Origin of the sequence: Acinetobacter sp. YH12231, assembly GCF_013417755.1 — a bacterium.
Lineage (GTDB): Bacteria > Pseudomonadota > Gammaproteobacteria > Pseudomonadales > Moraxellaceae > Acinetobacter > Acinetobacter amyesii.
The window spans coordinates 92,500-114,207 of record NZ_VPDJ01000009.1 but is presented as its reverse complement, the minus strand read 5'-3'; the positions used below and the strand labels follow the sequence as shown (position 1 = coordinate 114,207).

26 protein-coding genes and 1 pseudogene are annotated in these 21,708 nt (G+C 38.8%); 15 read left to right on the top strand and 12 right to left on the bottom strand.

All coding sequences use genetic code 11. The features are described 5' to 3' along the window. Positions 1-29: 29 nt before the first annotated feature. From FTV11_RS07010 to FTV11_RS06990, 5 genes are read left to right on the top strand one after another with little or no spacing between them, the layout of a single operon-like run. The gene (locus FTV11_RS07010) at positions 30-704 is read left to right on the top strand and encodes a 2'-5' RNA ligase family protein (RefSeq protein ID WP_180073636.1); all 675 of its coding nucleotides are present in this window, start codon (positions 30-32) and stop codon (positions 702-704) included. Beyond that, complete coding sequence (cobU, locus tag FTV11_RS07005; RefSeq protein WP_180073635.1) at positions 701-1,222, top strand: bifunctional adenosylcobinamide kinase/adenosylcobinamide-phosphate guanylyltransferase; 522 nt, start codon at positions 701-703, stop codon at positions 1,220-1,222. The genes FTV11_RS07010 and cobU overlap by 4 nt, the downstream gene beginning before the upstream one ends. Further along, positions 1,219-2,271, top strand: a complete 1,053-nt coding sequence (cobT, locus tag FTV11_RS07000; RefSeq protein WP_180073634.1) for a nicotinate-nucleotide--dimethylbenzimidazole phosphoribosyltransferase — start codon at positions 1,219-1,221, stop codon at positions 2,269-2,271. The genes cobU and cobT overlap by 4 nt, the downstream gene beginning before the upstream one ends. After that, complete coding sequence (locus tag FTV11_RS06995; protein WP_180073633.1) at positions 2,272-2,895, top strand: histidine phosphatase family protein; 624 nt, start codon at positions 2,272-2,274, stop codon at positions 2,893-2,895. After that, entirely contained in the window at positions 2,892-3,638 is a 747-nt protein-coding gene (locus tag FTV11_RS06990) for an adenosylcobinamide-GDP ribazoletransferase (protein ID WP_180073632.1), read from the top strand. Before FTV11_RS06995 ends, FTV11_RS06990 begins: the two co-directional genes overlap by 4 nt. 66 nt (positions 3,639-3,704) lie before the next feature. Here the strand turns inward: FTV11_RS06990 and FTV11_RS06985 are convergent, their stop codons facing one another. Together FTV11_RS06985 and FTV11_RS06980 are read right to left on the bottom strand one after the other, a co-directional pair. After that, a complete protein-coding gene (locus tag FTV11_RS06985) occupies positions 3,705-4,415 on the bottom strand; it encodes an LrgB family protein (protein WP_180073631.1) in 711 nt (236 codons plus the stop codon). Further along, positions 4,412-4,864 (bottom strand): CidA/LrgA family protein, encoded by a 453-nt coding sequence (locus FTV11_RS06980; RefSeq protein ID WP_180022109.1) that lies wholly within the window; start codon positions 4,862-4,864, stop codon positions 4,412-4,414. Before FTV11_RS06980 ends, FTV11_RS06985 begins: the two co-directional genes overlap by 4 nt. Before the next feature lie 97 nt (positions 4,865-4,961). Between FTV11_RS06980 and FTV11_RS06975 the strand changes: the two genes are divergently transcribed. Together FTV11_RS06975 and FTV11_RS06970 are read left to right on the top strand one after the other, a co-directional pair. Further along, positions 4,962-5,861, top strand: coding sequence for a LysR family transcriptional regulator (locus FTV11_RS06975; protein ID WP_180007851.1), 900 nt, complete (start codon positions 4,962-4,964; stop codon positions 5,859-5,861). Positions 5,862-6,009: 148 nt separating this feature from the next. Next, positions 6,010-6,489, top strand: coding sequence for a helix-turn-helix domain-containing protein (locus FTV11_RS06970; RefSeq protein WP_078191046.1), 480 nt, complete (start codon positions 6,010-6,012; stop codon positions 6,487-6,489). Between the two features lie 82 nt (positions 6,490-6,571). Here the strand turns inward: FTV11_RS06970 and FTV11_RS06965 are convergent, their stop codons facing one another. The 4 genes from FTV11_RS06965 to tusD are packed head-to-tail and all read right to left on the bottom strand — an operon-like array spanning position 6,572 to position 7,997. Then, the gene (locus FTV11_RS06965; protein WP_111884335.1) at positions 6,572-6,883 is read right to left on the bottom strand and encodes a TusE/DsrC/DsvC family sulfur relay protein; all 312 of its coding nucleotides are present in this window, start codon (positions 6,881-6,883) and stop codon (positions 6,572-6,574) included. A 48-nt stretch (positions 6,884-6,931) separates the two neighbouring features. Then, on the bottom strand, positions 6,932-7,219 hold the full coding sequence (locus FTV11_RS06960; protein ID WP_180073630.1) for a DsrH/TusB family sulfur metabolism protein: 288 nt from the start codon (positions 7,217-7,219) through the stop codon (positions 6,932-6,934). Between the two features lie 13 nt (positions 7,220-7,232). Beyond that, positions 7,233-7,583, bottom strand: a complete 351-nt coding sequence (locus tag FTV11_RS06955; protein WP_180059611.1) for a hypothetical protein — start codon at positions 7,581-7,583, stop codon at positions 7,233-7,235. A 45-nt stretch (positions 7,584-7,628) separates the two neighbouring features. Beyond that, positions 7,629-7,997, bottom strand: a complete 369-nt coding sequence (gene tusD / locus FTV11_RS06950; protein WP_078190984.1) for a sulfurtransferase complex subunit TusD — start codon at positions 7,995-7,997, stop codon at positions 7,629-7,631. A gap of 314 nt (positions 7,998-8,311) precedes the next feature. On the opposite strand from tusD, the gene FTV11_RS06945 reads away from it, so the two are divergent. The 4 genes from FTV11_RS06945 to FTV11_RS06930 all read left to right on the top strand — a co-directional run bounded on the left by FTV11_RS06945 (position 8,312) and on the right by FTV11_RS06930 (position 12,880). Next, positions 8,312-8,908, top strand: a complete 597-nt coding sequence (locus tag FTV11_RS06945) for a phosphatase PAP2 family protein (RefSeq protein ID WP_180026274.1) — start codon at positions 8,312-8,314, stop codon at positions 8,906-8,908. A 518-nt stretch (positions 8,909-9,426) separates the two neighbouring features. Further along, complete coding sequence (locus FTV11_RS06940) at positions 9,427-10,434, top strand: SDR family NAD(P)-dependent oxidoreductase (RefSeq protein ID WP_180011423.1); 1,008 nt, start codon at positions 9,427-9,429, stop codon at positions 10,432-10,434. A 199-nt stretch (positions 10,435-10,633) separates the two neighbouring features. Continuing rightward, positions 10,634-12,028, top strand: coding sequence for a class II fumarate hydratase (fumC, locus tag FTV11_RS06935; protein ID WP_180073629.1), 1,395 nt, complete (start codon positions 10,634-10,636; stop codon positions 12,026-12,028). 360 nt (positions 12,029-12,388) lie between these two features. After that, positions 12,389-12,880 carry a hypothetical protein gene (locus FTV11_RS06930; protein WP_078193829.1) on the top strand — a complete coding sequence of 164 codons (492 nt, stop codon included), beginning with the start codon at positions 12,389-12,391 and terminating at the stop codon, positions 12,878-12,880. Between the two features lie 125 nt (positions 12,881-13,005). Here FTV11_RS06930 and FTV11_RS17315 read toward each other — a convergent pair. Further along, positions 13,006-13,792 (bottom strand): annotated as a pseudogene (locus FTV11_RS17315) (IS3 family transposase); the annotation flags it as partial. A 384-nt stretch (positions 13,793-14,176) separates the two neighbouring features. On the opposite strand from FTV11_RS17315, the gene FTV11_RS06925 reads away from it, so the two are divergent. Beyond that, positions 14,177-14,389, top strand: a complete 213-nt coding sequence (locus FTV11_RS06925; protein WP_168378641.1) for a DUF4177 domain-containing protein — start codon at positions 14,177-14,179, stop codon at positions 14,387-14,389. Then, a complete protein-coding gene (locus FTV11_RS06920) occupies positions 14,386-14,598 on the top strand; it encodes a hypothetical protein (RefSeq protein ID WP_168378640.1) in 213 nt (70 codons plus the stop codon). Before FTV11_RS06925 ends, FTV11_RS06920 begins: the two co-directional genes overlap by 4 nt. An 85-nt stretch (positions 14,599-14,683) precedes the next feature. On the opposite strand, the gene FTV11_RS06915 is transcribed toward FTV11_RS06920, so the two are convergent. Beyond that, the gene (locus FTV11_RS06915; RefSeq protein WP_078188537.1) at positions 14,684-15,169 is read right to left on the bottom strand and encodes an Lrp/AsnC family transcriptional regulator; all 486 of its coding nucleotides are present in this window, start codon (positions 15,167-15,169) and stop codon (positions 14,684-14,686) included. A gap of 216 nt (positions 15,170-15,385) precedes the next feature. Beyond that, complete coding sequence (locus tag FTV11_RS06910) at positions 15,386-16,246, bottom strand: alpha/beta fold hydrolase (protein ID WP_180073628.1); 861 nt, start codon at positions 16,244-16,246, stop codon at positions 15,386-15,388. Positions 16,247-16,419: 173 nt separating this feature from the next. Between FTV11_RS06910 and FTV11_RS06905 the strand changes: the two genes are divergently transcribed. Further along, positions 16,420-16,881 carry a hypothetical protein gene (locus tag FTV11_RS06905; protein ID WP_180007847.1) on the top strand — a complete coding sequence of 154 codons (462 nt, stop codon included), beginning with the start codon at positions 16,420-16,422 and terminating at the stop codon, positions 16,879-16,881. Between the two features lie 273 nt (positions 16,882-17,154). Here FTV11_RS06905 and FTV11_RS06900 read toward each other — a convergent pair whose 3' ends face one another. Beyond that, positions 17,155-17,391 (bottom strand): hypothetical protein, encoded by a 237-nt coding sequence (locus FTV11_RS06900; RefSeq protein ID WP_078188534.1) that lies wholly within the window; start codon positions 17,389-17,391, stop codon positions 17,155-17,157. Positions 17,392-17,950: 559 nt separating this feature from the next. Further along, positions 17,951-19,243 carry a branched-chain amino acid transport system II carrier protein gene (brnQ, locus tag FTV11_RS06895; RefSeq protein ID WP_180007846.1) on the bottom strand — a complete coding sequence of 431 codons (1,293 nt, stop codon included), beginning with the start codon at positions 19,241-19,243 and terminating at the stop codon, positions 17,951-17,953. A gap of 349 nt (positions 19,244-19,592) precedes the next feature. Between brnQ and map the strand changes: the two genes are divergently transcribed. Beyond that, a complete protein-coding gene (gene map / locus FTV11_RS06890) occupies positions 19,593-20,387 on the top strand; it encodes a type I methionyl aminopeptidase (RefSeq protein ID WP_168378636.1) in 795 nt (264 codons plus the stop codon). A 319-nt stretch (positions 20,388-20,706) separates the two neighbouring features. On the opposite strand, the gene FTV11_RS06885 is transcribed toward map, so the two are convergent. Beyond that, complete coding sequence (locus tag FTV11_RS06885) at positions 20,707-21,621, bottom strand: LysR substrate-binding domain-containing protein (protein ID WP_180011275.1); 915 nt, start codon at positions 21,619-21,621, stop codon at positions 20,707-20,709. Positions 21,622-21,708 lie beyond the last annotated feature (87 nt).

Sequence of the window (21,708 nt, the reverse complement as noted above, 5' to 3'; positions counted from 1 at the left end):
AAGCAGATTGAATTTAAAGTGATTTATCTGTGTTTTTAAAACCTTCAACGCAAGTCGTACCGACGCTCAATCAGGATTATCCCGATTGGCATCAAGGTCGTCAGCACTATGCTTTGTGGTATCTAGAAATACAGGATCCTGAATTATTGGAATATCTCACAGCACTTCGAGCGCAGTTTTCAGATATTTTATACACGCCGAATACGCGCCAATTTCATATCACCGTGTTTATTTGTGGCTTTTTTGAAGAGTTAAATAAAACCCAATTAATCGATCATTCTGAACAACGATGGAATGATAATTTCTCAGCAGATGAATTGGCACTGCACCAACAACAACTTCGACAGTTATCGCTATCTAATATTCGGTTACGTACAGGTCAGATCAATAGCTTTCAAAGCGCGCTGTTTATTGAAATTGTGGATTTAGATCGTAAGTTAGAGCATCTACGTCAAGCTTTTAATTTAAGTTCGAATGAAATTGCACCGATCGAATATTGTCCGCATATCACATTGGGCTTGTATAAACAGGCATGGAATAGCGATGATATTTTTGAAAGAATCCAACAAGTTGAACAGCACTGCTTTGATTTTGAAAGCGAGCAACTGACTTTTGGTTATTATCAGGCTCAAGTACTACAAGGGGCATTAAGTCCTTATTATCAACATCAGTTTAGACAAAATATAGAGATGGCACAGTCATGATTCATTTCATTTTGGGTGGGGCGCGTTCAGGTAAGAGCCGACTTGCAGAACAAAAAGCCAAAGAAAGTGCTCAAGCCGTCATCTATGTGGCTACAGCACAAGCCTATGATGATGAAATGCAGGAGCGAATTCAGCATCATCAAGCAGACCGACCTGAACATTGGGGGCTGATTGAAGAGCCTCTATATTTAGCCGACCGCTTAGTTGAAATAGACCAAGCTCATCAAACCATTCTTATCGATTGTTTAACGCTGTGGATGAGTAATTTATTGCTGCATGAACAAGCAGACTTTCAACAGCATCAATGCCAAAAATTACTTACGGTGCTGCCGACATTAAAGTCAGACATTATTTTAGTCAGTAACGAAACTGGGCTGGGCGTTGTTCCCATGGGACAAATCAGTCGAAAATTCGTCGATGAATCTGGGCGCTTACATCAACAAATTGGTCAAATCGCTGACCATGTGGTGTTTTGTGTTGCAGGTTTTCCAATGATCTTAAAAGGAGATAAAGCATGAACTGGTGGCAAGAACCCTGTCAAAATCCAAGTATCGAAGCTAAGCAACAGGCGTCAAATCACCAGTTACAGCTAACTAAACCTACGGGCTCGCTTTCAGAACTTGAAAATGTTGCGGTGCAACTTGCATCATTACAAAATACAGATCAGCCTAATATGGATTTTCCATGGATCACCATCTTTGCAGGTGATCATGGTGTGATGGAAGAAAATATTTCGGCCTATCCTCAAGCTGTCACACGCCAAATGCTACAAAACTTCACGACCGGTGGTGCATGTATTAGTGTCATTGCACGTGAGTATCAAGCCAAACTACAAGTGATTGACTGTGGTTCGGTAGGTGACGCTTATGAATATGCAGGGGTAGAGCGCTACTGTATTGCAGCGGGTACAGCAAATTTTGCTAAAACTGTTGCGATGAGCGAATCACAATGTATTGAAGCGATGAATCTCGGCCGTAAAAGTGTTGAAGATGCTATCGCTGCAGGTGCGTCTATTTATGTCGCAGGGGAAATGGGCATTGGCAATACCTGTTCGGCTTCTGCTGTTGCATGTTTTTTATTTAATGAGCCGGCCGAAAAACTGACAGGTGTTGGTACAGGTATTCGTGCTGAACAATTGGCACATAAGAAACAAGTGATTGATCAAGCTTTAGCTTTACATCAGGACTATGTCGGCCAAGATGTCTTTAAAGCTCTATGTGCTGTAGGTGGTTTGGAAATTGCCGCGATGGTTGGAGCATACATTCGCTGTGCGCAATTGGGTTTGGCAATGGTCGTGGATGGATTTATTAGTACAGTTTCGGCCTTGGTTGCTATTCGTTTAAATCCTGCGGTGCGTGATTGGATGCTCTTTGGTCATCAATCGGCTGAATATGGGCACCAACGTTTACTTCAAGCCCTTGAAGCTGAACCACTCTTAAAGTTGAATTTACGTTTAGGTGAAGGCAGCGGTGCCGGTGCGGCCTTGGGTTTAATTCGTTTGGCATGTCGCTTACATAATAACATGGCGACTTTCGCACAAGCTGCTGTGATTGGTGAAAAAGTTTAAATGGAACATTTCCGTTTAGATATATTGCGTCATGGTGAGACTGAACTGAGCCATACCTTACGTGGCTCTACAGATGATGCTTTGACGCAAAAAGGTTGGCAGCAGATGCAGCAGACCATAGATGATGTATTGAACGTCATACATACACACGGTTTAGCGAGCTGGGATGTCATCATCACTTCTGACTTGCAGCGCTGCCGTTTATTTGCTTTAGATTTGTCTCAACAACTTAAATGTCCAATGTTTGAAAATGCGAAATTTCAAGAAATGCATTTTGGCGACTGGGAAGCGGTATCAACCAAGCATATCTATGAAAACACTCCAGAGTTACTCGCACAGTTTTGGCAAAGTCCAAGTACATTTACGCCACCGAATGCAGAAAGTCTTCAGCAATTTCAACAACGGATATTAAGCGGTCTAGATGAGCTAGTTTTGCAGGCTCAACAGCATCATTGGGACCGCGTTTTATTGGTTTCCCATGGTGGTGTGATTAAATTATTAAAATGTATGGCACAGCAAAGTCATTTAGATGATTTATTAAAAATGACTGCCGAATTGGGACAATTAAATTCATTCATTGTGAAAAATCGTGCAAATATTCGTATTTTGGAGCAAAGTGAATGACACCTTTTTGGATTGCTCTCCAGTTTCTCACGACTTTCCCGATTCAACTCAAAGCGATGCCATCGAAACAGCAAAATGGACAGTCTTTGCTGTTTTATCCAGCGGTGGGATTGTTGATTGGCGGCATTCTTGCCTTGCTTGCTTTCACATTTCACAGCCTGCCGATCATCTTACTTAGCAGTATTTTGCTTGTGGTCTGGATTTGGCTCACAGGTGGTTTACATCTAGATGGTTTAGCAGATACGGCAGATGCGTGGGTCGGTGGCTTTGGTGATGCCGAGCGTACACTTAAAATCATGAAAGACCCTGCATGTGGGCCGATTGGTGTGTTGAGCCTCGTCGTGATTTGCTTACTCAAATGGTCGGCACTTTATGTTTTGCTACAACAGCAAATGTATTTGGCATTGATTGTATTTCTAATGTTGGGTCGTTTAGCCCCTTTATTTTTGTTTTTAACAACTCAGTATGTCCGTGAAAAAGGCTTAGGCTCATCGATAGCAGCAACTATTCCACGAAAGTCGGCATACATGATATTTACACTCTGCCTAAGTGCATGTTTGTATTTTAGCTGGCCTGGAGTTGTGAGTATATTTACGTTTATTTGTACTTTACTGTATTTACGATGGAAATTTATTCAGCGTATAGGTGGCGTAACGGGAGATACAATTGGTGCAGCGATTGAAATCACAGAGGTGTCGAGTCTTTTAGCGTTTGTCATAGCACTTCATTATGTAATTGCTTAGTTTTACAGTGAAATGACTTAACTCCTGATTTAAAAAAAGCCCAGCTAATGCACTGGGCTTTTTATTTTATCCTAATAGATAAATGACCAAATGAATAAGTGATGGCCCAAGCAATACCATAAAGACCCCAGCTAGTACCATGCTCAAGCAGGCTGCAACACCTTCTTCTTTATGACGTGATAACGCCTTACTTGTACCAAATCCATGTGCAGCATTGCCAAGAGCCGCACCTTGCGCAAAGCGTGAATGCAATTTAAGCCCAGCCAAAACTAGGTCAGCCAAAGCCACGCCGGCAATCCCAGTAATCATGGTAAATAGAATCACCAATTCGACTGAACCCCCAATATTCGAGGTAAGTTCCATGGCAAAGGGGGTAGAAATGGAACGTGCCATTAAGCTATAAGACGTTTCTTGGTCAAACTGAAACAACTGTGCCAAATAAAAAGCACTGATAATTCCTGCTAACATGCCAATCACGATGCCCAAACTAATACTCAGCGCATGCTGACGGATAATTTGTCGATATTCATAGATGGGAATAGCAAAGGCCACAGTGGCAGGGCCGAGCATCCATACAATCCATTGGCTTTCTTGCATATAGGTGTCATATGAAATATGAAAGCAAAGTATGAGTATAATCAGCACAAACGGGACGAATAGTGCAGGGGAAAGAACCATATACGGTAACTTACGATGTAGCTTTTTCGCCAAAATATAACCGACAAGGGTCAGGACGAAAAACAATACAGAGATGCTGTTCAACCCAAAATCGTTCATAAGGTTTTTCCTGCTGTGTTGACATCATGATCTGTCGCAGTTTGGTGTTTCGCTTTAAGTTTTGCCTCGAGTTTAAAGCCCCAATAAACCGTAAATGCTGTAAACACCATGACACAGACGGTACCCAGTACCACGGCTAAAATTAACTGCCAGCCAGAGCTGAGTAATAAATCTTGATATTTAATTAATCCAACTACACAGGGGATAAAGAATAGAACCAGTTCAGCCAAAATAAAATCTGAGCCTTGTTTGATCCACTGCATTTTAAATAAACCACTCAACAATGCGGCTAAAAGGAGCAATAAACCAATCACGCCAGCAGAGATCGGCAAGTTAAACCAAGATTGAATGCAAGAGCCAATCCACCAGATCAATATCAATAAACTTAGCTGCGCTAAAGTTTTAAGAAACTGGGTAAATTTGGAAGTAGATTGTGGAAACGTATCCATGAGACGACAGTAGAATAGGAGATGACGCTATTTTAAAAGTGCATACCCTGTATAATTATGAATAATTAATTATTAATTATGCTTAAATGGAATAATAATGGACATTAAAAGCCTAAAAGTCTTTGTGACCATCGTACAAAAACAGAGTTTTAGTCATGCAGCAGAAGCGCTTTTTGTCACTCAGCCGACCATTAGTAAATTAATTCGTCAGTTAGAAGACGAGATCGGCGTGCCTTTATTTCATAAAGGAGAAGCAGGTCGAAAAAGGGAAGCACAGCTCACCTATATGGGAGAGCAGATTTATCAGCATGCCTTAGTGATATTGAATGAACAACAACGGATGCTTGATACCGTTACCCAAGTTCGTGCCTTAAAACAAGGTAAATTGACCCTAGGTTTACCGCCATTGGCATCAGTGTTGTTCAGTCAGTTAATCGCGCTGTTTCATAAAAAATACCCCAATATTGAACTGAGCTTTTTTGAGGTTGGGGCGACAGGTATAGAAAGTGCCATTTTAAAAAAACAGGTCGACGTCGGGATTATTTTGGGTCACTTGAAACCGGTGCTGAGTGGTATTCCAGTGATGGAGTCACCTTTGTGTCTATTGTCCAAAAAAAACTCACAGTGGCGTAAGCGAAAAACAGTATCGCTGATTGAATTAAAAGAAGAATCCTTTTTATTATATGATGATACCTTCACACTCAATGACATCATCATACAGGCGGCAAACTACGTCGGATTTGAGCCCAATGTAGTGTGTAAAAGTAGCCAGTGGGACTTCATCGCCAAAATGGTAGATTCAAATGTCGGGATTGCACTCCTGCCTAAAATTTATTGTGAACAACTTGATGCGGCAAAATACCATATGGCTGAATTAGAAAATCCAAACCTAGACTGGAAACTCAGTATGGCCTGGAATACCACTGTTGCCATGAGTCCCGCAACGCGTGCATGGCTAGAAATCATTGAAGACAATAAAGACAAAATACATTTTTAGTTCATTCACAGATCAAGCCGATAAATAAATGATTGGAAATGAAGGTTGATTTATGATTTGTATATCAAAGATTATTGAAAAGGATTTTGCAAAATCAACAGGCATGAATTAAATTGGGTGTTGGTCGTTATTTTTGATGGTTCATAAAATGAAATGGGATGATATTGGTCAACAACCGTGTTCAATCGCTCGTGCGCTTTCAGTGCTAGGGGATCGTTGGACCATGTTGATTATCCGTAATGCATTTATGGGCATTCGACGTTTTGATGACTTTCAACAAAATCTCGGTGTGACGCGTCATGTGTTATCCGACCGATTAAAGCGTTTGGTTGAAGAGGGTATTTTAACCAAAGTTGCTTATGTCGAGCGTCAGGAACGTTTTGAATATCGACTGACGCAAAAAGGCTTAGACTTGTATCCAATCCTTTTAGCTATGACACATTGGGCCGATCAATATATGGATCAGGGCTTAGGATCACCTGTTGAATATGTGCATCAGGCATGTGGGCAAAAATTTAAACCGGTTTTGGTGTGCTCATGTTGTGCTGAACCGATCCAAGCCAAACAGGTCAAACCGATATTTACCCAAGCCTATTACATCGCTCTCAACCAATTAAAACCTGCCTAAGCTGTTTTATGGCTTTCTTCAAGATGCTGATTTGCATCTATTTAGCCAAAATAGCCTAAGCGGCATTTAGATTGCTTTAAAATTACAAACAATTTGCAGGCTTAGGGATTCCCGCTAAACGACTTAAATGCCGAGCGACCAAACCCGTGTTAAATTTGTCTTGTAACACCGCATTATTAATATCAGCGCTCACCGTTTTCATTAAAAATTTAATGAGTGGGCGAGTTGCCGGTGAGTGACCAAACTGTTGATAAAACTGTCGTACAGCTTGTAAAACTTCAAAATGCCAAGGGCTTAACTCAAGTTCTAAACTTTTAGCCAGTTCTTGGGCAACAGCTTCATTCCAAATAGTGTAATCCACCAAATGGCCATCTTGGTCTAATTCAAGATTCATATTCATTCCAAAAGAGAAGATTGTAGAAATGGATCGCTTTTACTCAAATTATTTGAGTGAAATACATCTTTTAAATTTCAGGCATAGATCAGCAAAAGCGGCATAGTCGATTACTTTCATATGACTATAATTCATAGTTTTACCTAAAATCTCAGCATCATTTTCAAGTACATAACATGTGCCAAATTGCTGAATTTGTTCATCTGCAATATGTAAGACTGCTTCACCCATCAAGATGATCGCATCTTCAGGGTTGATTAAACTGGCTAACTGCTGGATGTGCTGTAGGGTATTGGCGTAGCTGGCTTGGACTAAATACAGCGTAGAATTTGACATCATCATTCCTCTTTTACCAATACAACACATGATCAAATTGTTGAATTAATTTAGTATTGAATTGAACAAACTCAAGTTCTTGTTCACTGTTGATTACAAATGGATGCTGTGAATTTTTTTGTTCAATATAAATCGGGGTGAGATCGTAAAACTCAAAGCTATCAACCATGTTGGAAGCGAGTTTAAACGCATGCTTGAGCTGACTAAACTCTTGTTCTGCTTGAAGTAAGCTTAGCGCAGCATCTTTGAGCAATACTTTAACGTCACAGCCGAAGGTTGCAAGCACCATGGTCGCAGAAAGACTTTCATGTACTTGTAAGCTTGCAAGATTTGCATGGGTTAAAACAACCAGTACAGATTTCACGTAATTTTCCTTTTCAATGCTACAAATGCGCGGCAATCAAAATACTTAGAATTGCAATAAACGGTCAGCAGCTTGTACGGCATCGGCGAGTTCGCCTAGGCCCACAAGTTCAAATTGCTCAGCTAGATTATGTTGCTGAATATTGTGACGCTGTGCATTTTCCTGATCTGTGATCCCACGTGCGAGAGCTGCACTTACGCAAACAGGTAAACGAATGCCGAGTTTTTGCCATTCACTACTGAGTTTGCGTTGATCATCTGGCACCCATTGCAGGGCATTTGCGACATTTACACCATCTTGATAGAAAAAAACCCGAAAGTTTTCGCCTTTTTGCTTCAGCGCTTGGGCAAGACCCAAAGCATGCCAAGCCAATATCGAAGTGGGTGAGGAGGTAATTAGTAATAGAGTACTCATCGAAATTCACTAAATGAATAAACGGTCTAGATCGACAGTTTGTTCTGAGTTCAGAAGAAAAAGCTAGTATACAATGATTTACTCAATGATCTGAATATTTGCACAGTTTTGCTTATTTAGGCAGCACTGCCATTGCAAATTTTTCTTCAAATAGAACGATTGGTATAACATTGGGTTTAATTTGGATTCAGCCTCGAGCCATCACTTTTTCATAAATAAACTCTACGGTTACATACTGAAAAATCTTTATATGAATAAAACGCAATTTTTGATTTTACAGAGTGCTATGATCTTTTCATTTTTTAAACCATCTCATGAATATAGAGAAATTTAATTTAAGTTTATTTAATTCAATCAATGCTTCGGACAATGCTTTAGATTTCACTATTTCTTTTGCCATATTTATTGCCAATGATCTATTTTATATCGTGATTCTTTTGATGTTTTTGGCTTGGTTTAAAGGCAGTTTTGACACCAAAAAACAAATCGTTAAAGCCACAGTTTTTACAATCGTCGCTTTTCTTATCAGCCAAGTGATTTCGAGTTTCTTTTACTATCCTAGACCCTTTGTCTTGGACGTCGGACGCACGATTATAGAACATTCACCGAATGGATCCTTCCCGAGTGATCACATGCTGTTTTTTAGCACGATTGCATTTTCTTATATATTTTCAAAGCAAAAAACCGTCGGCTATGTATTTCTCGCATTCGCTTTTCTTGTGGCGTGGTCGAGAGTCTATTTAGGTGTGCATTATCCAATGGATATGGCGGGCGCGTTGATCATCGCTGTTTTGCTTAATTTTGTCGGACTGTCTTTATGGCGAAGCTATGGTTTTCATTTGGTGAGCATGATATTAAAAGTTTACGAGTTCCTATTCTCAGCCATGATTAAAAAAGGCTATATCCGCTAAATTAAGTTGCTTAGATATTTGCGATTTCAAACGTTTGCTGCTGTTATAGTTACATTGCCAACATCTTGCCAGATGAATATTTATGATGATTCATCTGGCGTTCACATCCAGATTCTATACCTCAAAAAATAGTCAGACTGCTCAATTCCATTTGCTCATTCGAGCAGGTGTTTTCTAGTTCGACTGTCCTACATCAAATATTTAGTAGTGCGAATTTTTTTTAAATATCTTCTTCTAAAAGCGTTCACTCAAATACCACGTAATCTTGAGATTTCTTCAAAATTGATTGGCTAGCGAGGTCATTTTTCGTAAATCAAATACAGTTAATATTCATAACTGCAACACAGTCAAAATTCCAAAGCAGTAAGATAAAACTAGAATGCTCTTGCAGATTGTTCGGCTCATGGAAAATGCTGAGGCGAGGTTTAATAATTTTGATCTGTAGATAAGTTGGTGACGACACCAAGATGATGCCAAAGAGTTGTAAAAGCTTGATAACTATAAGGAGTATCTAAACAATGATTTTAGTGACTGGTGGTTTAGGCTTTATAGGCTCACATATAGCCTTGAGTTTAATGGCTCAAGGTCAAGAAGTCATTATTGTGGATAATTTATCCAATGCAAATTTACAAACACTTGAACGACTTGAATTTATTTCAGGCATGTATGTGCCTTTTGTCAAACTCGATATTCGCAATACTCCCGCACTCAATAAAGTATTTGAACAATATACCGTCGATGCTGTCATTCATACGGCAGGCTTTAAGTCATTGGAAGAATCCGTCCTTAAACCACTTGAATATTATAATGATAATGTCAGTTGTATCATGAGTTTGCTGCGTGCTATGCAGCGAACAGGTGTACGAACACTGATCCATTTATCAAGTTTAGCGGTATATGGACAGTCGTCGGCAGAATTAACAGAAGACACAGAAATCAATTTTACCTATCCAAATCCCTATGTGAAATCTCAACAAATGGTGGAAGAAATTATACGGGATACGGCACGTACTGATAATGAGTGGAAAATTGCGATTTTGCGTTTAGGAAACGTCGCAGGTGCTTTCGAACATGCAGTTTTAGGTGAGTTTGTTGCGCCATTGCCAAAAAATATCGTGCCGCTTGCGATGCAAGTCGGGGCTTTACAACGAGACTTTATTGAACTTCGCAAACAAGCTAAAACTGAAGATGGTACTGTGGAACGGAGTTTCTTGCATGTACTCGACTGCTGTAAGGCGGTGTGGCAATGTTTGCAATGGTTGTCGCAGCAGCAATTCGCCTGTGAGGCTTTTAATATTTCAGGTGAGTTGGTTTCGATACAGCAACTGTTAGATACGCTTTCAGAAGTGACACAGGCGGAGATTAAGACGGTCGAATCTAGTTTTTACCCCAGCCATGAATATGACCAGCTTGGGGCAAGTACACAGAAAGCGAAAAGTACTTTTGATTGGCAGCCTGAACAAGATTTAAAGAAAATGCTAGAAGATGAATGGCGTTTCTATCAACAAACATTAAGAGGGAATTAACTCGTCTTGTTTTCGGTAAATTTAATCATCGTGCATGATTTTCTTTATAAAATCACGATAAAGATTATCAAATAAATCATTTATAATTGATAATGGTTATTATTTACAAACCTAAGCAAGTTACCTAAACTGTATTTATCAGCAGAATTTGATTCTGCACAGACGTTCAAGTTTTATAGATAAGGATATGAGGTCATTTATGCAAACACGTATTGAACATGACACAATGGGCGATGTTGAAGTACCTAGCGATGCGATGTGGGGTGCACAAACACAGCGTAGTTTGCAAAACTTTAAAATTGGTGGTGAACGTTTACCACGTCCAATGATTCGTGCAATGGGTCTCGTGAAAAAATCAGCTGCGATCACCAACGCAGCATTGGGTCAAATCCCTCAGGAACTTTCTGGATATATCGTCAATGCAGCCGAAGAAGTGATCTCCGGTCAATGGGATGTACAATTTCCACTGGTAGTTTGGCAAACTGGTTCAGGCACGCAAAGTAACATGAACTGTAATGAGGTCATTGCCAATATTGCCAATCAAAAACTGGGTAATCCGTTGGGTTCACAAAAACCTGTCCATCCCAATGATCATGTCAATCGTGCTCAATCGACCAACGATTCATTCCCAACCGCAATTCATGTGGCTGCAAGTCTACAAATCAATGAGCTTTTAATTCCTGCTGTAACGAAACTTCGTAATACCTTAGAAGCGAAATCTAAAGAATTTAAAGATATTGTTAAAATTGGCCGTACACATTTACAGGACGCAACGCCTTTAACATTAGGCCAAGAGTTTAGTGGCTATGTTTCACAGCTCGATCATGGTTTGAAGCGTTTAAATCAAGCTTTAGAAGGGCTGTATGAATTACCACTAGGCGGAACAGCGGTGGGTACAGGTCTCAACGCACATCCTGAATATGCTGTAAAAGCAGCAGCAGAACTTGCGAAGCAAACAGGACTACCATTTGTCACTGCACCCAATAAATTTGAAGCACTTGCAGGACGTGATGCTGCTGTATTTGCATCGGGGGCGTTAAAAACACTTGCTGTAAGTTTAAATAAAATCGCCAATGACGTGCGCTGGTTAGCCAGTGGCCCACGCTGTGGTTTTGGTGAGCTACGCATTCCAGAAAATGAACCAGGCTCAAGCATCATGCCTGGTAAGGTCAATCCAACTCAAAGTGAAGCCATGACAATGGTGGTTGCTCAAGTACTTGGAAATGATACAACTATTAATGTTGCGGGGGCATCGGGTAACTTTGAATTAAACGTGTTTATGCCTGTTATTGCCTTTAACTTATTGCAATCTATTCAACTCCTCAGCGATGCATGTAATAGTTTTAATGACCACTGTGCAGTAGGCATTGAGCCAAACCGTGAAAAAATCGACCATTTCTTACATGATTCTTTAATGTTAGTTACGGCACTCAATCCTGTAATTGGTTATGAAAATGCTGCAAAAGTTGCTAAAACTGCATATAAGGAAGGAAAAACCTTAAAACAAGTTGCGGTAGAACTCGGTTTAGTCACTGCTGAGCAATTTGATGAAGTGGTTCGTCCTGAGCAAATGGTTTCACCAAATACCAAATAAATTTTTTGAGATCATTCATCTAGAGTGTTTGAAAATAAAAAGAGAAGCTAACTCATACTTAGCTTCTCTTTTTATTAGATATATGATTGCTTTATTTTTCAGCTGGATCCTACCTAATACAGATTCTTTGGATTCATATTCATCTTGAAATGTATGTATAGAAACCAGACGATTTATTAAAAATAGGGGAACGAACAAAATGAAGAAAGGCCTGATGATGAAGCAAGTAATTCATTGGATTGGGCTTTGAATTCATTGGCACACTTGTTAAAATGCCTTTCTTTTTCTGTTTTCGTTGCTATTTGACATTTGTTTGAATAAATATTTGCAAGACAGTGTTTTATTTAAGGATTTCCCCCAATGCTCACCATCTATTTGACAGATGTCCAAAAGAACGTTCAATTTAAAGACTATCCGGGCGAGCATCCTGTTAAATTTGTTTTGAATTTTAAAAAGATTTTCCCAAGTGTTATGGAGCTTTTGCTACCAGTTTTGCCTGAAAATGAAAATCTAGAAGAAATGAGCTGGGAATCGACAACGACAGATTTTGAAAAATTTAAATTGCTACTCAGTGGTTGGGGCGTAATCGAACTACGTTTGAATGCTATTGCCCAATATAAAGACCGTGCTTATGCAGATAACTTGGTAAAAAAAGCACAGCAAAAGCGCAAAGAATATAAAAAAGCACAGTCAAAATTACAAACTGTTGAACTGGATTATCTATTCATGCACGAAGTTCATGGTTTGATTGATGCAGAGTTGGTCGAGCTAGGTGAAAAATTCTATCTACCGACTTTACGTGAGCTTTGGAAAAACCAAGTGTCAGCGAATGTACTAGAAGCAAAATTCTAAACGTCAAAAAGTTAGTCGAAAAATCCTCCGCTTAGGAGGATTTTTTATATGTACAGCAGAACTTCAGATTTACTTCGACAAGTGACTGTTTCATAGTGACCCATCAAGCAAGTGAAGCATTGATCCTAAACAATATCGTGAACGGTCATCCCTTCTAAATACTTAAAATATTTCTGCTTAAAGGCTTTTAGACTTAACCAGTCATTTGTAGAAGGTCGTCTAATTCGATGGTAGTAAACTTTGAGAATAATACAGCATCGGTTTCTTTTCTAGTAGTAAACACTACCGTGAATCACATGGTCTTTTAATGTGGGAGACAAGCTTCGCTTACTGCATTATCCCATGAGCAGCATACTGTGTAAGGTCGCGACGGTTGTATACTAGAATACCGTTATTCATCAATAAATAGCCCCTACAATCATGATTACAGTACTTCGAGTCTGTGAAGTATTGCTTTGCAAGGAAATGTACCATGCACCTGTTTGGATAACCTTGATGAGCTACTGCTTAATTAAATGCATTACACGCATATCAATTGATGGTCTGATTTTACTTGACCATTACAATGGCTAGTTTGCCAACAGACAGTACAACGACTAAATAAACTTAGCATCCACATAAATACAACCCATCTTGCTTGGTACTGATATAAGTAATATCCGTTGTATGCTTATATTTGCGTGCAACTTTATTCAGTAAACTTAGCTTTTTAAATATTCTTAGATTCTACAGACAGAACATTCATTCATACGATAATCAAGATCATGTATGTCATGGACATGATTGTGCGCCTAAATGAGTATGATGCTGCCAATGGATAGCTTTCAAATCATCATACATAAATAAATCTAACATTTTTCATGCATAGAAGCGTGAAGTGCTGACACCTAGATATTTGCAGGCAGAAGAGACTGCAGTGATTATTTTTAACTGATCGGTGATAGATTTAAGTAAGTATATCGTTGCTTTGAATACTTTCTTAGCTTTACGAGTATAGGGCTATGCTGGCAGCATGTCGAAAGACACAGCAAACTATTAGCGAAAGAGTCTCTCAAAGATGCTAAAACTTGAAAATCATAAATGCGGACATTAAAAAGCCCCCATGGTTAGGGGCTAGTCGTATCACTCGCGTGATACTCATATAAGGCTCATCTCATACTGTGTATATTAAAGCATAAAATTGAAAAAATGCTGAGTAAATTGACAGTTAAAACTTTGTTGTTTTAGGAAAAAGCGATCGCTATACTTTGCCATGAACATTTGTTCAATTCACTATAACCATAAAGAACTATATTGATGAAAGAATATAAAGTTGTTATCTATCAAGAAGGTATGCTGGGATCTTTGCTGCTTGGCTCTTCAAAAGTTGATCCTGTTAAATTCACTAATTTTTTAAATCAAAATGCGCAGCAAGGTTGGGCGGTGATTACGATGGAAAAAGATATCCGCCGTATGCTACTTTTTTGGAAGCGTGAAGCTTATGTAGTTGTTTTGGAGAGAGAAATATGAAATATGGTGTCTTTAGCGCACTTATTATTTCAGTTTTATGGGGGTTATTAGCCATCGCTCAGTTGTGGTTTGAGTTGCTCAGTGTCGAAGTATTTACCAAAATAACCGTCACTGTGGCGATTCTAGAAGCCATCATTATTATCGCAACATTGGTCATACGTGAGTATTTGACAGATAAAAAATTGAAAAAAGATGGCTTTATAGATTAGACCGCATAAATAGGGCGATTGAGTGCTGAACTCAATTGCCCTTAAATTTTAAAGTCATCTTATAGATTAAATCTATATTGGCTCATTACTCAATCATCATAAGGTCAGCACTGCTGGCAGATTTTAATTGTCGTAGCGCAAAAATAGAGCGTGTATGGCGTATACCTTTCATAGAATATAAGTTTTTACGCAAAAAACGCTCATAGTGTTCAGCATTTTTAACCGCAACTTTCACTAAATAATCGTAATCGCCAGTGACTAAATGTGCCTCTACCACTTCTGGCATATTGGCTAAAGTTTCACTAAATTGATCTAAAATTTCATCATCGTGACGTTCTAATGTGATTTCAATAAAGAATAATTCATTGATCCCAATCGATTTTGGATTGATGTTGGCTGTATAACCATCGATAATTTTTAAATTTTCTAGACGTTTTAAGCGTGTCCAACATGGCGAAGAGGAGAGACCAACACGTTCAGAAAGCTGGGCTATGGTGAGTCGTCCATCTTCTCTTAATGCGGATAATATTAAACGATCAATTCTGTCGAGGTTGTGTCGTGCTTCACTCATGCCAAAATAGAATATAATTGAGAAAAAATAGTTATATCATTTTTTGCAATGGTCGGCTGAAGAAAATTAGCACACTCGGACTTGCAATGCAGATTTTAAAGATAGAAAAATAAATTATGTAAGGTGTTAGGCAGGGTGATTGAAGCTAAAAATAGAAAATCTTGTGCAGATTATAAAAAGACCACTCAGCCGGATTACTGACTGAGTGGCAAAAACTTAAGCGTGTAACTGTTGTTCAATGATCGGCCATAGGTTTTGATGTGACGATTTAAACATCAACATATGTCCGATGGCTTTATGACCTGTTTCTTTCGGTTTTAACTCAATCATTTGAGTCGAAGCATTCGGGTATAAGCGCAGCAAGTCTTTGACATTGGCTTCCGTGGCGATTTCGTCATCAGAGCTCCATACGGCAGTGATCGGACAGCTCACCTGTTGATGAAAATCATGCTGAACAGTTTTGCCTAAGGCTTTGATGACATAACCGGGTTTGCTACAAAATTCAGCCCATTCACGAGCAACATCTTTTGGCAAATTTTCACCCATGCCAATCGCATTAGTCGGGCCATAGCCAATGGTATAGCGTGCAATCGGGAAGATCACATTAAACATCACTGGAGCTAAAAGCTTGGTGCGACCTTTAAGATCTTTGACATGACCTGTAGAGCCAGAAACAGCAACCACTTTGGCAACTTTGTCATAATTTGGCACGATACCTAATAATTGTCCGCCTGCGCTATGACCGAGTAATATGACTTTAGGTGCCTGCGTTTTACTGATCAAAGCGTCGATTGCCGCAGGGATATCTAGCTGCCCCCATTGCACAATACTTGCTGTCGATTGTTTTAAAGGGCTGTGTAGCGACTCACCAATACCACGAAAATCGAAAACTAAAACGTCATAGCCTTGTTGGCTCAACCATGTTGCATAGCTATTATAAAATTGCTTGGTAATGCCTGTGGCTGGACAAATCAACACAGGTAAAGCCTGTTTGAGCTCTGTCTGGTGCGGATAAAAGCGCGCACTCAGTGAATAGCCGTCTTGGCAATGAATCGTGAGTTTTTCAGATGATGACATGATTCAAACTTCATGGGTGTGTTCCGATGTCACTAATTTACACAAGTTCCAAAAAGAAACCTGAAAAGAGTATGACTCTAAAGTCATGTCATAACAGGTTTGAAGCAAGTACTATTGCAGAAGAAATACAGATAAAAATAATGCGTATAATTGAACAATGGATGTAAATTAAAATGGACATGCTTCAACTTTCGAGTGCAGTAAAAATTGCGATAGTTTTTAGTGGGATTTATTTATGGGTAGGTATGCTCACAGGTGTGTGGAAATATGCACAAATAAGGCAGTCTGAACTGGCACGTGCGCATTATTATGTAGATATCGCACATCGGAGCAGTTTGTTATACGCCCCAGCGACGCTTATTTTAGCGGTATTGGCCTATTTTTCAGCACTTCCACATACACTCAATTTACTCTTTGTAATCATCAATTTGTTCTTTTTTAGCTTTTCGATTTTAAGCTATGTGCTGCATGGCTTTTTAGCTGATACCACCAATCAATTTAAAGTACCGCACGTCTTAGGCAAATGGCATTTACCTAAATGGATGATGAGTATGGCAATGCTTGGATTGGTGATTGGCGAGTTAATTGCAACACTCGGATTGCTCTTCGGAGTCATCGTTAAATTTTGGTTTTAAGCAAAGTAGTATCAAATAAAAATCGTATCAATTAGATTGGAGGCTAATCAGGAGATAAAAGCTTTTAAAGTGCAGACGATTGTTAGGTCGAAGAATTTATATAAACAAAATTTTAAGTTCTGCAGAATTGAAAATTTATGAGAAAAGGCTGATGATTTTCTGGTTATTTTAGGGATTATTTGTATTGTTATTTAAAAAGGATTAAATGATCGAGAAGGTGGGGGTGGCATCTTTCTTTTTTCAAGATGGATGATGCCTCATCCATCTTCTAACTTAAAATTCTGTTGATTTTTGCTTTCGATATTTGTGGTCAATGACTGCCCATAAATAAAAGGCTACAGAGACAATAAGCGCATAAGCAAAATATTCAGGTCTTAAATTTCCTTGTATTAAGCCTTGAATAAGTAGTGTCAGCATGAGAGCAATAGTGGTGCTTGTATAGGTCACCATGTTCTTATTTGCCTTCAGAGCGTTAATGAAGAATTGCTTTTTGAAATGTACTGATAACATCTCCACCCCTCCTTGTTGTTGTTTAGCCAAAACCCATGATTTTGGTCAGGTTTGAACTACTGTTGTACTTCGAAACTAGAAGTATTTCAATAGCAAATGTCATTATTTTGTCATAAAACTATGTTAGATCATCGTATAAGAATAATCATTTTATTCATATACTAAATATTATGAATCTAAAGGTGTTGACTGGTGAGTAAAATGGTCGATGCATAATATCTATGTATGAATAAGCAATATATATACCAACACGGGTATATCGGCTTTATGACACGAAACCGCCTAGCTTACAGTCTGAATCGGGCTTAATCATGGAGTTTGTGTACGGTGTATTTTGCAGAAAGTATTTGTATTTTAACTATTATTATATTTTGTAGCCAAAGGGCTGGATTTTTTTCTCATCATGAAAATAAAACTTTATTAAAAAAGTTCAATGACTTAGGATTTTTGCGCTGTAGTAGGACAAATAAAAGTCAGTTTGGGTAAAACTCGACAATTATTGGTCACAGGTAAAATCGTCATTCGGGTAAAACTCCGATTTTAGACAGGTCAAAAAAGGTTATTTTTTAACTTTGTCAATTACAGCAGCAATAATCAGCACAATCACAGAAGGGATCAGCCATGCTAAATTTTGTTGAGCAAGCGGTAGATTGGCAATAAAGCTTGGAAGCGCATCTTCGAAACCAGCTACTTTTAAACCATCAAAAATACCGAAAATAAACGCACAAGCGGTAACAGGAGCAATAACTCGTGATGGTGAAATAAACCATTTAGAGCAGAAGCTAAGTAGGATAACTGCAATCGCAGGTGGATAAATTGCACTTAAAACAGGCACTGAAACTGCAATGAGTTTGGTTAAACCTAAGTTTGAAATCAGCAGTGAGAAACCAACTAAAATGAACACAAAAACTTTGTATGGAATTTTAGTCAATTCTGAGAAATATTCAGCACATGCGCAGGTCAAGCCAATCGCGGTAACCATACATGCAACAAAGATCATTGCAGATAGGAAATAAGCGCCCATATCACCAAATGCATGTTGTACATATGCATGCAGGATCACTGCACCATTTGTTGCATTTGGAGCAATATCATGGCTGCCCATACCGAGTTTGAACAAGCTGATATAAACCAGTGTAAGTCCAATACCTGAAATAATACTGGCAATGACAGCATACTTGGTGACGAGCTTACTATCCGTTACACCACGTGAAGTAATGGCTTTTACGATCACGATACCAAAAACTAAAGCACCTAAAGTATCCATGGTTAAATAACCATTGACCACACCTTCAGAAACTGGTGCAGCCACGTAGTTACCAATTGCAGGCGGAATTACACCAGCAGGGATAAAGAACGCAGAGATACCCAGTACAATGAGACCTAAGATCTTGAGCGGTGAAAGGAAATAACCCACAGTATCCAAAATTTTGTTTGGATAAAGTGAAACAATGGTCACTAATGCAAAATAAATCACGCTATAAATTAGCAGACTGTTTGCGCCGTTACCAAAATAAGAAGAGAAACCAATTTCATATGAAACGGTAGCTGTACGAGGTGTTGCAAATAAAGGTCCAACAGCTAAGTAACACGCGACAGTAAGGATAATGCTGGCTGCTTTACCCAAAGGTGAACTTAAAACTTGAATAGAACCCTCAACACGCGACAAAGCAATAATCGTGATGACAGGTAGACCAACTGCGGTGATTAAGAAACCAAATGCAGCTAACCAAACATGTTCACCCGCTTGCTGTGCGACAATTGGTGGGAAAATAATGTTACCTGCACCAATAAACAGTGCAAAGGTCATAAAACCTAAGGCAACAATATCCCGTGTACGAAGACTTGTCATAAAGGGGAGATGAACTGTGAAAAAAGGCAATTTTAGTGCAATTAAGCTCGTTTTTGGAGCAAAATTTATAAATCGTATAGATAGTTTTTATAATACGAATCATGAATATATTGACAGATAAAATAATGTTTTATTTATATTTATGATAAATAAAAGAAATTTATTGTATATAAATTTTTTATAGAAATATGTTTAGCGATTAAGATTTATCAGATATAAATCAATTGTTCTAATTTTCAGCACTAAATAGGATGCTATAAGCCGAATAAATGCAGAAATATTGGCTGAATAAAACAAAAAAAATCTAAAAGGTCTATAATTCGGTGTATTCAAATTTGAGGATATTCAGATGAAAGCTTCCAAAATCACGATTAAAACCGAGCAAGATATTGAAAAATTACGCATTTCAGGTCGTTTAGCTGCTCAGGTTTTAGAGATGATCGGGGAGTATGTCAAGCCGGGCGTGACCACTGAATATCTAGACGATATCTGTAATGATTTTATCGTCAACACACTTAAAGTGATTCCTGCCAACGTTGGCTACTATGGCTATACCAAAACCACCTGTATTTCACCGAATGAAGTGGTTTGTCATGGTATTCCTTCGAAAGAAACTGTATTGAAAGATGGTGACATTATCAATATTGATGTTGCCATCATTAAAGATGGTTATTTTGGTGATACCAGTCGTATGTACTATGTGGGTGAGGTTTCGCCTGCGGCTAAAAAGTTAGTGGAAACTACCTACGAAGCCATGGTTGCAGGGATTCATGCAGTTAAACCGGGAGCAACTTTGGGGGATGTAGGCTATGCCATTCAACAAGTTGCTCATCGTGAAGGCTACAGCATAGTACGTGAATACTGTGGTCACGGAATTGGTAAGGTTTATCATGAGCAACCGAGCGTTTTACACTATGGTCAACCGGGTCAAGGTGTGATTCTGAAAAAAGGCATGGTCTTTACCATTGAACCGATGATTAACAGCGGTAAAGCGCGAACTAAAGAGTTAAAAGATGGCTGGACAGTGATTACTGCAGACCGCTCTTTATCTGCACAGTGGGAACATATGGTGGTTGTAACCGATAGTGGTTTTGAGTTGCTATCTCCATGGCCAGAAGGTACAGGTACATATCCTGCAATCTAAGCTAAATCGCGAATTTAATCCTGAATCTGCTGTATCTAAAGGATTGAAGTTAAATTAAATTATACATGTGTATAATTTTTGACTTTAGTCTAATAATTTGTGGTGTGTATGAACGTTATAGGTTTTAAGACTAAGAGGTTTTGTCTATAGCTTAATTTATAAGGCTTTGCTTATAACTCTGAAAATCAGTTAGAGCTATTAACGATTTAATAAAGATGTATTTTATTTATATAATATGATTACAGATTCTGCTGTAGTTTCTGATTTTCTTAGTTTTTAAGTTTTCGCTTACCCATCACATGGGTAAGCTTTTTTTTGCCTAAAATTTAGCGTGTTCATGTTGGCTGAGTTTTTCAACTAAATAATCAATGAAAACACGTACAGCCGGTAATAAGCCACGACGAGATGGATATACAGCATGGAAAATACCATGTGCAGCTTTCCATTCAGGTAATACATGAACCAAAGCACCTGATTTCACATGATCGGACACAATACTGTCGGGTAATAACACCACGCCACAATCTTGGCAGGCTAGTGCAGCTAACATCGATAGGTCAGAGCCCATTACCGTTGGGTTGACTTTAATTTTTTTCTGATGATGCTGTGCATCGGTCACAATAATATGTTGATCGAGATGCTCATCCGCCATACTTAATATTTGATGTTGTGATAAGTCTTCGGGCTGTTTGAGTTCACCAAATTTATTCAGATAGGCCTGACTGGCAAATAAGTGCTGCTCAATCGTTTCAAATTTACGAATGACTAAATTGGGGTCGTCGTCTAGATTTGAACGTACACGTAGCGCAAGATCGAAGCCTTCATTAATGATATCTACGCGCCGATTGGTCACCATCATTTGCACTTTGATTTCTGGATATTGCTTTAAAAATTCAGGTAATATTTTGGTCATTTCATTTTGCGCGATGGAAACAGGTAAGCTGACTTTAATTAAGCCGCGCGGCTGCGTACTGAGATGATCAACCAAATCATGTGCGGCTTGAGCGGCATTCATCATAACTTGTGCATGGCGGTAGATATTCATACCAATATCTGTCACAGCAAAATGTCGTGAACTACGTTGAATCAGGCGGACACCTAAACGTTCTTCTAAGTTATAGACCCGACGACTCAGTTTTGATTTTGGAATATCTGTTGCACGTTCTGCTGCACTAAAACCACCATGTTCGACCACTTGGGCAAAACAATAAAAATCATCTAGATCACTCAGCACTGTTCTTATTCCATATTTGCAACGATTTAGCTAATTAACTTGAATTGTTTCATGAAGTCAATCACGTTTTGTAGTTTTTCATGTGAG